Source organism: Blautia sp. Marseille-P2398 (genome assembly GCF_964240315.1).
In the GTDB taxonomy this organism is placed as follows: Bacteria; Bacillota; Clostridia; order Lachnospirales; family Lachnospiraceae; genus Blautia_A; species Blautia_A wexlerae.
The window spans coordinates 17,402-30,139 of record NZ_CAXSTD010000013.1; the positions used below are offsets into that span (position 1 = coordinate 17,402).

Sequence of the window (12,738 nt, forward strand, 5' to 3'; positions counted from 1 at the left end):
TCCGGGCAAAAATCCGAAAAAAAGAACCCTGTTTTACCAGAGTTCTTAATCACATTATTGTTTTGTTATCAGTTCAACTGATAAACCTCAGCAGACTGAAGTCCGAAGCTTAATGCTTCTGAATGGCTGTCACAATAAATATCAACATGTCCATAAGGTGTTCCCAGATCCTCTACTGTGTATACATTTCCGTTGATCAGAAGCTGTGTTCCAAAGGGTACTCCCGCCATAGCTACAGTACGTCCTGCTGTCGGAACTGTTCCGCTGGCTGTCAGGTTACCTGCTGTACCGCAGCACTGTGCACAGTTGCAATATGCAGTCAGTGTAAAGTTGCCAAGGTATTTTCCCTGACCGGAAGAACTGTCTGAGGATGCCTGGCTGTCAGATGTATCTTCTGATTCATTGCTGTCAGAGTCTCCCTCATAGAAATCTGCATCGTTCTCTTCGTATGTATCTTCATCATCAGAATCCCCTGAATCTTCAGAAGTATCCTCAGATCCTTCAGTCTCCGAAGAATCCTGACTGTCCGAAGAGTCTTCCTCATAGGAATCTGTATCTTCTTCATAATCATCAGAACTCTCTTCTGCATCCTGTTCCTGTGCCGCTGCCGCCTCTGCTTCGGCCTGTGCCTGCGCTGCCTCTCTGGCTGCTTTTTCCTCTTCTGCCTGCTGCACAAGCTGAGCAATGCTGTTATCTGCATTGTTGATTTCTGCAGTCAGTGCTGCTGCTTCTTCCTGGCTTGCGCTGATCTGGCTTACATAGGAAGATATGTTATCACTTGTGCTTGCTGCAAGATTCTGAACCTCCTGCTGTTTGGCCGCTCTCTCTTCAAGAAGCTGATCAATAGCAGCCTTCTCTTCCTCAGCAGTTGTTTCCTGATCTTTGATAGTGTTCTGAAGGTTCTCGCATTTCTCCAGCATAGTCCTGTCATACTGGGAAATCTTCGCAACACTCTCTGCATTGTTGAGGAACTCAGAAAGATCCTTAGATGACAGCAAAGTCTCTAACGCAGATGTACCACCATTCTCATACATATACTGAATACGAAGTTTCATATCATCGTACTGTTTATTTAATGCTTTCTTAGCTTTCTTTAATTCTGTGTGAAGCTGTTTCAGCTCATTCTCCTTCTCTCCGGCCTGTATGCTGAGTTCAGAAATCGCATTAGTCAGGTCTTCATACTGTGTATTCAAATCAGACAGATAGTTCTCCAGCTCCTGCTTCTTGCTCTGAAGGCTGTCAATATTCGCCTGTGTCTGGGCAAGTCCGGCTTCTGCCTGCTGTTTCTGAGCCTGCATGTCAGCGATCGCATCTTCTGTTGCATATGCAGTTGTTCCCATGGAAAAAGTAAGCATTCCGGCCAGCAGTAATGAAAAAACTTTTTTCTTCATAAATTAATCACCTTTCTCGTTAATCTGAAACCCAGTATATCATATTTCGTAAAAAAATCAACACTTTTTATTAATTTATGTAATAATTATGTAACATTTTATCTTCACTAATGCTCAGCAAAAAACAGGCACTGCCCCTTTTTCAGAGACAGTGCCTGTGCTTCTTATCTGTTTACAGTTCTTTATTCACCGGTTATTCCGCAGCTGCAGCTTCTTCCGGTTCCGCATCCATAACTTCCTGGAACTTGTCCAGAATGATCGTCTGGATCCTGTCACGTGTTGCAGAATTGATCGGATGTGCAATATCACGATATTCTCCGTCTGTTGCCTTACGGCTTGGCATAGCGATAAATAACCCTTTTTCTCCTTCAATCACCTTGATATCATGTACTACAAATTCATCATCGATCGTTATGGAAACAACCGCTTTCATCTTTCCTTCTTTTGCTACCTTCCTCACACGCACGTCAGTAATATTCATGATACAAATTTACTCCTTTCGATTTACCGAATCTATCCGGCTGTTTTATTTACAGTATATATCTGTCATTTTTCTCCACGACGATCTTCACTTCACCGTCGCCGCAGTAATACGAATTTGCACGAATAGTATCCCGGCTTTCAACAATGCAGTTCTCAATATGAGTATTATCTCCCAGATATACATTGTTTAAAATCACAGAGTTCTTGATCACGCAGTTATTTCCTACAAATACGTCTTTAAAAAGAACGGAATTCTCCACCGTACCATTGATAATACATCCGCTGGCAACCAGGCTATTCTTCACCTGTGCTCCCGGATTGTATTTTGCAGGAGGCAGATCATCAATCTTTGTCTTAATTGTCGGTTCCTGTTTGAAGAAATAGTTTCTGATCTCCGGTTTCAGGAAATCCATATTTGTCTTATAATATGCTTCTGCTGTGGAGATATTGCTCCAGTATGTGTCAATCTTATATCCATAGATTCTCTTAAGATTCTTGTAGCGGATCAGAATATCCTTTACAAAATCATGTCTGCCTTCCAGCGCAGCTCTCTCGATCAGCTCGATCAGCTGTCTTCTTCGGATAACATAGATACCTGTTGAAATTGTATTATAAGAAGAAACCATTGGCTTCTCTTCAAATTCCTCAATCCTGCAGTCCTCATTCATACGGAGAACACCAAATCTCTCAATCTCACTGGGATTATCGCAGGTAGTGCATACTACCGTAACATCTGCACGTTTCGCAATATGATATTCAAGAACCTTGTTGTAATCCATCTTATAAATGCAGTCGCCGGATGCGATCACTACATATGGTTCATGACTGCTTTTAAGGAATTCCAGATTCTGATAAATAGCATCTGCTGTTCCCTGATACCACAGACTGTTCTCTTTTGTGATCGTAGGTGTAAATACAAAGAGACCACCCTGTTTTCTTCCGAAATCCCACCATTTGGAAGAGCTTAAATGTTCATTCAGAGAACGGGCATTGTACTGTGTCAGAACAGCAACTCTCTGAATATGAGAACTCGCCATGTTGCTCAGTGCGAAGTCGATACTTCTGTAGCTTCCGGCGATCGGCATTGCTGCGATTGCCCTCTTATTTGATAATTCTCTCATGCGGTTATTATTACCACCAGCCAAAATAATACCTATCGCTCTCATTATTCGTCACCGTCCTTTGCTGTAATTACCTGTCCGCCGGCCAGCTCACCATCAGGATAATCCTCAGGAACAGTTATACCTGAGATTGCTGTATTCTTTCCGATCCTTACATTATCCGGGATCACGCTGCGTTCACCAACCGTAGCAATTCCAAATGCATAAACTGCAGGTTTCAGCACATTCGGTGCTTCCTCACCACATCCCAGTACAACATTGTTTCCAATAGTAACATCCTCGGCAATAATAGCCTTATCCATCTGTACGCCCTCACCAATGGTAGAATTGCGCATGATAATGGAATCACGGATCACGCTGCCTTTTCCGATCACAACATTTGGTCCGATCACAGAATTATGTATTTCCCCGTAAATTTCTGCACCCTCACCGATCAGACATCTGTCTGTAACCGCATCTGCTGAAATATACTGAGGCGGGATAATATCTCCCTTTGTGTAAATCTTCCAGAATTCTTCATAGAGATTAAATTCCGGAATAATATCGATCAGTTCCATATTGGCCTCCCAATAAGAACCCAGTGTTCCTACATCCTTCCAGTATCCATTGTATTCGTAGGCGAAAAGTCTCTCACCTTTCTCCTTGCAGTATGGGAGAACATGTTTGCCAAAATCACAGCTGTTCTGATCCTTCAGAGACATCAGTGCTTCCTTTAAAGCAGGCCAGCTGAAAATATAAATTCCCATGGACGCCAGATTGCTGCTTGGATGCTCCGGTTTCTCCTCAAACTCCGTAATGCGTCCTATGTCATCTGTTACCATGATACCAAAACGGCTTGCTTCCTCAATAGGTACCGGCATACAGGCAATCGTCACATCCGCTTTATTCGCTTTATGGAAATCAAGCATTACTTCATAATCCATCTTATAGATATGGTCACCGGATAAGATCAGGACATAATCCGGATTATACTGTTCCATGTAATCCATATTCTGGAAGATTGCATTGGCTGTTCCTGTGTACCACTCACTGCTGGTACTCTTCTCGTAAGGCGGCAGTACTGTTACACCACCTTCGTTTCTGTCAAGATCCCATGGAATACCAATTCCGATATGTGTATTAAGTCGCAATGGCTGATACTGTGTCAATACACCTACTGTATCGATGCCTGAATTAATACAGTTACTTAAAGGAAAATCTATGATACGATATTTCCCGCCAAAAGCAACTGCAGGTTTCGCTACTTTTTCTGTCAGTACACCCAGTCTGCTGCCCTGACCGCCGGCCAGAAGCATAGCTATCATTTCTTTCTTAATCATGCAATCACCTCTTGTTGTAGTTATGGTAACTATTCGTCAGTCTGCTGTTTCGCGAGGCACTGAACAGTTACAGGTTATGATTATTTAATTATAACACACTTTTATCTGTTAGTGAACATTATTTACAATTTTTGTTTCTCATTTTTTGTTTTTTTATGATTTTTGCACACGTTTTTTATTGAGTCTGTATTTCCACCGATATATTATTAGGCATTTTTCATATATCCAATGTCGTTTTTTGTAATTTTTTATCAACCAAAAGAAGTCCTTTTCATTTTAAGGCACAGGGAGTATAATAAACAGACAGATAAAACAGTTCCAGTAACTATGCGAATATGTTACAGTTACCGGATTTATAAAGATTTGTAAATAATTAATCAAGGAGAACATACTATGTATCAGATAGATTTTCACAAACCACTTCATATACATTTTATCGGTATCGGCGGCATCAGCATGAGCGGACTGGCCGAGATTCTTCTCGGCGAGGATTTTGTCATTTCCGGTTCCGATTCCAAATCCAGTCCTCTTACGCAGGCACTGGAGAAAAAGGGAGCCACCATCTATTACGGACAGCGTGCCACAAACATTACCGATGACGTAGATGTTGTGGTATATACCGCAGCTATCCATCCTGACAACCCGGAATTTGCCTGTGCAAAGGAAAAAGGACTTCCAATGCTCACACGTGCAGAGCTTCTCGGACAGATCATGAGGAATTATGATACTCCTGTTGCCATTTCCGGAACTCATGGAAAAACAACCACGACATCTATGGTATCTCACATTCTTCTTGCAGGAGACTGTGACCCGACCATCAGTGTGGGAGGTATTCTTCCTGCTATCGGCGGAAACATCCGCGTAGGCAATTCTGAGACTTTTGTCACAGAAGCCTGCGAATACACAAACAGCTTTCTGAGCTTTTTCCCGAAGATCAGTATTATCCTGAATATGGATGCAGACCATCTGGATTTCTTTAAGGATATTGACGATATCCGTCATTCCTTCCGCCGCTTTGCAGAGCTTCTTCCTGCTGACGGTACACTGATCATCAATGCAGATACTCCGAAATATGAAGATATCATCCGGGATCTTCCATGTAATGTGATCACTTATGGTCTGGAACATGATGCAGATTATCAGGCAGCAGATATCACTTATGACAAATATGGACATGCTTCCTTCTCCGTTCTGCGCAATGGCGTTAAGGTTGGCAGCTATTATCTGAAAGTGCCGGGCATCCACAATGTTTCCAATGCACTGGCAGCAATTGCCCTCGGTCATCTTCTTGGTCTTTCCGAAGAAGTGATCATCAAGGGACTTGGAAGTTTCACAGGAACAGACCGCCGTTTCCAGTATAAAGGAGAAGTTGCAGGGGTTACGATCGTAGACGATTATGCACATCATCCTACAGAAATTGAAGCAACTCTTCATGCCGCACACAATTATCCCCATAAGAAATTATGGTGTGTATTCCAGCCACATACATATACCCGTACCAAAGCTCTGCTTCCGGAGTTTGCCAAAGCACTCAGCCTGGCAGATCATGTGGTAGTTGCGGATATTTATGCAGCAAGAGAAACCGATACTCTGGGAATTTCTTCTGAAGATCTGCAGAAGCGTATTCAGGAACTGGGAACTCCCTGCGAGTATTTCCCTACCTTTGATGAGATTGAGAATTATCTGCTCTCCAACTGCCAGGAGGGTGATCTGCTCATCACCATGGGAGCCGGAGATGTTGTAAATATCGGGGAGCATCTGCTGGGTAAATAATGTTTCTGCCTGACATAAATATCAGCAATTTACACAGGACAATTCGGAAAATAATTTTTCAGAATTGTCCTGTTTTTTACAACCGCCCAACTTATAGCACTTATAGCAATAGAAGATACTGAACACTTGTGTCTCTGTCGACAATTTCCATTAAAAAGTTATAAACATTTTATCCCCCTCAGTTCTTCCTTTATTTATAACAGTTCAGATCACTTATCCACATTTTCCACATCGTTATACACATTTTCATCTGCCTGCATATGTGGATGTATATGTGCATAAATCACTTAACATAATTCGACATTATTCGTCCCCGTAATACTCCGTTTTTCCCTGAAATTCAACATTTTTCAGGTTTCCAATAATATATACCATATTTCACCTTTCCACATTATCCACATTATCCACATTCAAATGTGGATGAAATCTTCGACAAAAATCCCCTATTCTCTTTTAAAAAATGTTGTGCTATAATTCATAGATATCAAGTCAGAGGAAAAATATCTTTTTTTACTCTGACATCTTATTATTATGATATCAGGGTCAAAAGGTCAAAAAGTCGTTCGTGCTTGCACGATAAGACTTTTGAACTTGGGACCCGCCAAACATGAGAAAGTAGCGATTTACGCAGTAAATCAGCGGATTTCGAATGTTTGAGAATTGTGGGAGCTGCTTTGCAGCGGAGCAATTCGTGGATATCAGGTTAGGGGCAAAATACCTTTTGACCCTAACATCTTATTATTATGAAAGAGAGTGGAAATTCATGGCTATGATCACTTTACAGAATTCCCGCAATGCGGAAGTAACTGTATTAACCAACAATTTCATAGACAACTATATGCCTGGGGCCAATGGAGAATTTGTAAAAGTATATATCTATCTTCTGAGGCTTCTTTCTGACACCTCTGTACCCTTCAGTCTGGAGCAGATGGCTGATCATTTCTTCTGTACAGAACGTGACATTATCCGCGCTCTGAAATACTGGGAGAAAGAGAAACTCCTTACTTTAACCTACAGAAATAACGAAGATATAGCAGATATCATATTGAATGTACCACCTGTAAAATCTGCTGCTTCCGACACACCCGTTTCGACAGCCCCTGTTACAAAAACAGAAACCCGTACTTCTTCTGCACCGGCACAGCCTGTGAAGCAGACCACCAACTCAGCCACTGCACTGTCTCCTGACCGTGTAAAAGAATTAAAGCAAAATGATGAGATCGTACAGCTCCTCTATATCGCAGAACAGTATCTCGGCAAAACGCTCACTCCTACCGAGATGAAAAAGATCCTGTTTTTCTATGATGAGCTGAAATTCTCGCCTGATCTGATCGAGTACCTGATCGAATACAGTGTCAGCCGCGGGCATAAGAGTATGCGTTACATAGAAACCGTTGCTCTTGCCTGGGCAGATGAGGGAATCACCACTGTCACCATGGCAAAAGAGGCAAATTCCCGTTATGCCAAAGAATACTTTACTATTTTTAAATCAATGGGAATCAGCGGACGAAATCCGGTAGATACAGAGATTTCTCTTATGAACACCTGGCTGAATGATTATGGTTTTACCATGGATATCATCCAGGAAGCCTGCAGCCGTACAGTTCTCTCTACCGGACAGCCAAGTTTCCAGTATGCAGATAAAATCCTTTCCGGATGGAAAGATAAAAATGTCCGTACACTTGCAGATGTCCGGCTCCTCGATGCTCAGCATCAGCGCCAGAAGCTGGAAAAGAATCCCCAGCGAAAAGCAGCTTCCAAACCGGCTGCATCAAACCGGTTTAACAATTTCCATCAGCGACAGTACGACTTTAACGAATATGAAAAGAAATTGCTGAATCAGTAACGGCAGTGACATAATCGTCTGAAAGTCACTGAACAGCTACAAAAAAACAAACGAAAGGGTGTGAAGTCATGCCTTTACAGAATTATCAGTATGATACGATCATGCGGGAATACAGCAAGACCCAGTCTCAGAACAGACGTATTCTGGAGGAGCGTACTCAGGAGATTTATAAAAAAATCCCGCGCATCCACGAAATAGATGAAGAGGTTGCCACCTTAAGCGCCAAAAAAGCAAGAGCACTCTTAAGCGGAGAATCATCAGGTCTTGAGGACCTTAAAGCTGCAATCTCTCTTCTGTCCCAGGAGCGCAATGCCCTGCTGGTATGTAACTCATATCCGGAGGATTATCTGGAACTTCCATATAAGTGTCCGGTCTGTCAGGATACCGGTTACGTCGGAAGCCAAAAATGTACCTGTTTTAAGAAAGCAGAGATAGAACTGCTCTATACGCAGTCCAATTTAAAAGAAATTCTCAAAAAAGAAAACTTTGACCACTTTTCTTTTGATTATTATTCTGATACAATGAAGAACGAAGCTACCGGACTGACAGAAAGAGAGACGGCCCGGAGAGCTTATGATATTGCCAGAGGTTTTGTGAGAAATTTTGACAGTTCCTTTGAGAATCTGTTTCTTTACGGTGATACCGGTGTGGGTAAGACTTTTCTTTCTCACTGTATTGCTCATGATCTTCTGGAATCAGCACATTGCGTTATGTACTTTTCCGCATTTGATCTGTTTGAACTGCTGGCAGACTCCAAATTCTCCAGAGATAAAACAGAAGGACAGGAATTTGTATTTGACAGCGATCTGCTGATCATCGACGACCTGGGAACTGAACTTACAAACAGCTTTGTCTCTTCCCAGTTGTTTTTGTGCATAAATGAACGCATCATGCGCAGGAAGTCTACGATCATATCAACAAATCTGAAACTGGAAAATTTCTCGGATACTTATTCCGAACGAACCTTTTCGAGAATCGCCAGCAACTACCGTATGGTGAAGCTGGAAGGAAAGGATATCCGTATACAGAAAATTTTTTTAGGAGGAAAATAAAACATGGCACAGGCAACAACTAAAGATTTAACTACACTTCCGGTGGGCAGACTTGGTCTGATCCCTCTGATCAGCTGTAAGGATCTGGGTGAAAAAGTAAATGAATGGCTGATACAGTGGCGTAAAGAGCGCAGCCACGAAGAGCTTGATTCTTTTGCATTTGAGGGTTATCAGAGAGAGTCCTATCTGATACCGGTCCAGACAGCACGTTTCGGTTCCGGTGAGGCGAAATGTACGATCATGGAATCTGTACGTGGTGACGATATCTATCTGATGGTTGATGTATGTAACTACAGTCTTACCTACAGCATCGGACCATACGAGAATCTTATGTCTCCTGATGACCATTTTCAGGATCTGAAACGTGTGATCGGCGCAATCGGCGGCAAAGCCCGCAGAGTAAACGTGATCATGCCTTATCTGTACGAAAGCCGCCAGAATATCCGCAGCGGCAGAGAATCCCTGGACTGTGCAACAGCACTTCAGGAGCTTGTAAGTATGGGTGTGGAAAACATCATCACTTTTGACGCACATGACGCGCGCGTGCAGAATGCAACACCTCTGCATGGATTTGAGACTATACAGCCATCCTATCAGTTTATCAAAGCTCTTCTCAATCATGAGAAAGGACTTCACATCGACAACGATCATTTCATGATCATCAGCCCTGATGAGGGAAGCATGAACCGCGCAATCTATCTTGCCAATATCCTTGGTGTTGATATGGGTATGTATTACAAACGTCTGGATTACTCCAAGAGAATCAATGGACGTCACCCAATCGCAGCTTACGAATTCCTCGGTCCAAACCTTAAGGGCAAAGATATGATCCTGATCGATGATATGATTTCTTCCGGTGATACAGTTCTTAAGATTTCTTCTCTCCTCAAGGAAAGAGGAGCAGGCAGAATTTATATCTGCTCTACTTTCGGACTGTTTACAAACGGACTCGAGAAATTTGATGAGGCTCATAAGGCAGGAGTGTTTGACAAACTGCTCACTACAAACCTAATCTATCAGTCTCCTGAGCTTCTTGCAAAAGATTACTACATTTCCTGTGATATGAGTAAATATATCGCCCTGATCATTGATACTCTTAATCATGATCAGTCCGTAAGCTATCTGCTCAACCCGGTTGACAGGATCAACCGCTGCGTAAGCAATTATATGGCTCAGTATGATGAGAAATAAATAACTTCTGTAAAATTTATAAAAAGAGATTTCATGTTCTGTTCCGGCTGTTTCATCCGAAATTCCTGCAGAACATGAAATCTCTCTTTTTGTTATATATAATGCAATCCACTCTTCTATGCGGCCCTACACTGAATAACTGCTTCGCAGTCTGATTAAAATTCAGGAAATAATTTGCTTCCCATAAGGGATTCCCTCTCTGTCCAGAAGTTCCATCTCGCGTTTACTGCAGGTACTGATGATAACCTGCTTTTTCTCCTTATACATCCATTCAAGAACTGCCTCAAGATCTTCTTCCTCATACATCCCAAAGATATCATCCAGTATCACCGGCAGACTTTCTTCCTGACACAGAAGCTCTCCTGCAGCCATGCGCATGGCAAAATAAATCAGCTCCAGAGTGCCGCGGCTGAGACATTCCAGTGCTTCCGCTCCGTTCCCGGTAGTTACTGTCATGTGGGATGCCGCATCCATCTGTACGTCCTGATATTCACCATCTGTAATCTCACTCAAAATCTGAGAAGTACGTATCTGCAGCTTTCGTCCCACCTGAAGATGAATATTTCCTGACATTCTCTCTATGGTTTCCATCGCCATATTCAGAGCCTGTACTTCCCGCTCTTCCGATGTAAGCAGAAAAGAATTTTCTTCGTATTCCCGGTATTCTTCCTTAAGGTTACAAAGTTCTGTTTCTTTCTCATCATAGTCCTGTCTGAGATTTTCTTTACTGCATCTGAGTTTCTCCTGCCTGGATACCCAACGTTTCTTCATCCGTATTCTCTTCTGAAATTCCCTTGCATACTTCAGCTGCTGTTTTCCACAAAATCCCACCAACGCAGCTGCAATAACCGCTACGATCAGACTTACCGAAACACTGTCCGCTATAATCGCAGTCAAAATCAATCCAAAGATGCCGGCAGCGGCCGATATCAGCATTCCCATTGCAAAGCTGTTTCTTTTTGCCTTTGCCTGTGCCATTCTCTCATCCAGAATAACCGCACCATTTTCATCTCCGGGATGCATCCGTAACGACTCCTCTTTCTCATTAATCTGATCCAGCTTTCCATTCAGATCATTCAGATCACTTATGATATCATCCATCCTGGTCAGAAGTTTCTGCCTCTCCTGTTCTGTCTCTTTCTGTTTTCTGTCTGCCTGTACCAGATAACCCTTTCTGGACATCTTGAGCATCTGCATGGCCCGTCCCAGATCCATGGAGCTGTCTGCAGTTCCCTGATAGCCGGTCATAAATTTTTGCAGCTCCCGAGCCAGATCCTGTTCTGTCGGACTCTTTAACTTCGCAGCAAAAACTGCATTATCGTAGATTGCTTCACTGATATCTCCGAGAAACATATTTTTAATATACGTATGTACTATCGCTCTTTCGCTTTCATTCTCTCCATACAGAACGTTAATTCCCGGAGAAAACTCTAAAGTTTTATCATGGATTTCTCCAGAGTTTTTAATATTTAACTGTCTGATAATCATATTCTGTCTGTCACCTGCTTGTTTCCAGTAAAGCCTGAAGACCATAATATAATGCCTTCTCCTCCACTGCATTTCTGTCTTTTTCAAGAAAATAACTGATATAGTCACCGATCAGTGTTCCACTATATTTTTTTTGAAGTGCTTCCAGATCATAGGAAGGCTTTGATTCATCCAGAACCTCTGTTACGTAGCCAAAAGACTTCAGTCTCTCGGGAAGCAGCAGAAGCTCCGGTGCCCTGGTTCCCTGGATCACGATCCTGTAGATATTCATGCGTCCTTTATTCGCCAGATCCGCCTTCAGCATATCCTCCAGAGATGCCTGTGTAGAATCTTCACGCAGCATCAGAAGAATCTGCTCATAGGAACGGCAGGCAAAAGGAACAAAATTTGTCTTAAGCCTTCCATTTTCCAGATGTCCTTCTATGTATCCATGATCACCCAGATCATTTCTGTCAACAGGCTCCAACGCACCTGCATAAGCTGCATTATCCCGGATCAGAATCTGGGGTTTATGAATATGTCCTAATGCAATATAATCAAATCCTGACGCAGCAATTGATTTGATATTCATGGGGATATGCTTCGCATCTCCACCATGAGCCAGTAAAATGTGAACCCCCTCTCCCTCTGCAGGATGTATGGAATCATACAGAGGATTCTCTATTTCCTGATGTTCATAGCTCAGTCCATATACATAAACATCCAGTTTCTCATCTTTCACACAGGTAAGCTGTTCATTCTTAAAAAATGTCACATTCTTTTCCCACTGAAAATCCCGGTAAAAAGAATCAGCCTTAATATAGTCATGATTTCCTGCCATCAGATAAACCCGGGTATCCGGGATGGTGGAAAACAGGTTATTTACTTCTTTCAGTTCCCGTAGAAGAGGCTGGCGGTGGAACAAATCTCCTGCTATAAATAACAAATCCACCGGATTCTCGCGGATACCCGCAATAACCCGGCGGAAAGTTTCCCAGATTTCTTCCTCCCGCCTGCTGCTCCATGGACAGCCCCTGTCAGGAACTGCACCAAGGTGTACATCTGCAAGATGAATAAATCTCATGCCAATCTCTC

Annotated in this window: 10 protein-coding genes; 4 read left to right on the top strand and 6 right to left on the bottom strand. The window is 42.6% G+C overall.

Annotation, left to right across the window (positions count from 1 at the left end; all coding sequences use genetic code 11):
• Window positions 1-68: 68 nt before the first annotated feature.
• The 4 genes from ACESZG_RS14260 to ACESZG_RS14275 form a co-directional block, all read right to left on the bottom strand.
• A complete protein-coding gene (locus ACESZG_RS14260) occupies window positions 69-1,391 on the bottom strand; it encodes a hypothetical protein (RefSeq protein WP_008706937.1) in 1,323 nt (440 codons plus the stop codon).
• Between the two features lie 193 nt (window positions 1,392-1,584).
• Complete coding sequence (spoVG, locus tag ACESZG_RS14265; RefSeq protein WP_008706939.1) at window positions 1,585-1,872, bottom strand: septation regulator SpoVG; 288 nt, start codon at window positions 1,870-1,872, stop codon at window positions 1,585-1,587.
• Window positions 1,873-1,921: 49 nt separating this feature from the next.
• Window positions 1,922-3,040, bottom strand: coding sequence for a glucose-1-phosphate adenylyltransferase subunit GlgD (gene glgD / locus ACESZG_RS14270; RefSeq protein WP_161276135.1), 1,119 nt, complete (start codon window positions 3,038-3,040; stop codon window positions 1,922-1,924).
• Complete coding sequence (locus ACESZG_RS14275; RefSeq protein WP_008706943.1) at window positions 3,040-4,314, bottom strand: glucose-1-phosphate adenylyltransferase; 1,275 nt, start codon at window positions 4,312-4,314, stop codon at window positions 3,040-3,042. Before ACESZG_RS14275 ends, glgD begins: the two co-directional genes overlap by 1 nt.
• A gap of 393 nt (window positions 4,315-4,707) precedes the next feature.
• Here ACESZG_RS14275 and murC point away from each other — a divergent pair, with 393 nt between their 5' ends.
• From murC to ACESZG_RS14295, 4 genes are all read left to right on the top strand, one after another.
• Window positions 4,708-6,087: a UDP-N-acetylmuramate--L-alanine ligase gene (gene murC, locus ACESZG_RS14280; RefSeq protein WP_020993254.1), complete on the top strand. Its 1,380-nt coding sequence runs from the start codon at window positions 4,708-4,710 to the stop codon at window positions 6,085-6,087.
• A 763-nt stretch (window positions 6,088-6,850) separates the two neighbouring features.
• On the top strand, window positions 6,851-7,933 hold the full coding sequence (locus ACESZG_RS14285; RefSeq protein ID WP_118409184.1) for a DnaD domain protein: 1,083 nt from the start codon (window positions 6,851-6,853) through the stop codon (window positions 7,931-7,933).
• Between the two features lie 68 nt (window positions 7,934-8,001).
• Window positions 8,002-8,985 (top strand): ATP-binding protein, encoded by a 984-nt coding sequence (locus tag ACESZG_RS14290; protein ID WP_008706949.1) that lies wholly within the window; start codon window positions 8,002-8,004, stop codon window positions 8,983-8,985.
• Window positions 8,986-8,988: 3 nt separating this feature from the next.
• Window positions 8,989-10,176 carry a ribose-phosphate pyrophosphokinase gene (locus tag ACESZG_RS14295; protein WP_008706950.1) on the top strand — a complete coding sequence of 396 codons (1,188 nt, stop codon included), beginning with the start codon at window positions 8,989-8,991 and terminating at the stop codon, window positions 10,174-10,176.
• Between the two features lie 162 nt (window positions 10,177-10,338).
• Here the strand turns inward: ACESZG_RS14295 and ACESZG_RS14300 are convergent, their stop codons facing one another.
• On the bottom strand, window positions 10,339-11,709 hold the full coding sequence (locus ACESZG_RS14300; protein ID WP_020993256.1) for a hypothetical protein: 1,371 nt from the start codon (window positions 11,707-11,709) through the stop codon (window positions 10,339-10,341).
• Window positions 11,675-12,727, bottom strand: coding sequence for a DNA repair exonuclease (locus ACESZG_RS14305; protein ID WP_022380048.1), 1,053 nt, complete (start codon window positions 12,725-12,727; stop codon window positions 11,675-11,677). Before ACESZG_RS14305 ends, ACESZG_RS14300 begins: the two co-directional genes overlap by 35 nt.
• Between the last annotated feature and the right edge of the window lie 11 nt (window positions 12,728-12,738).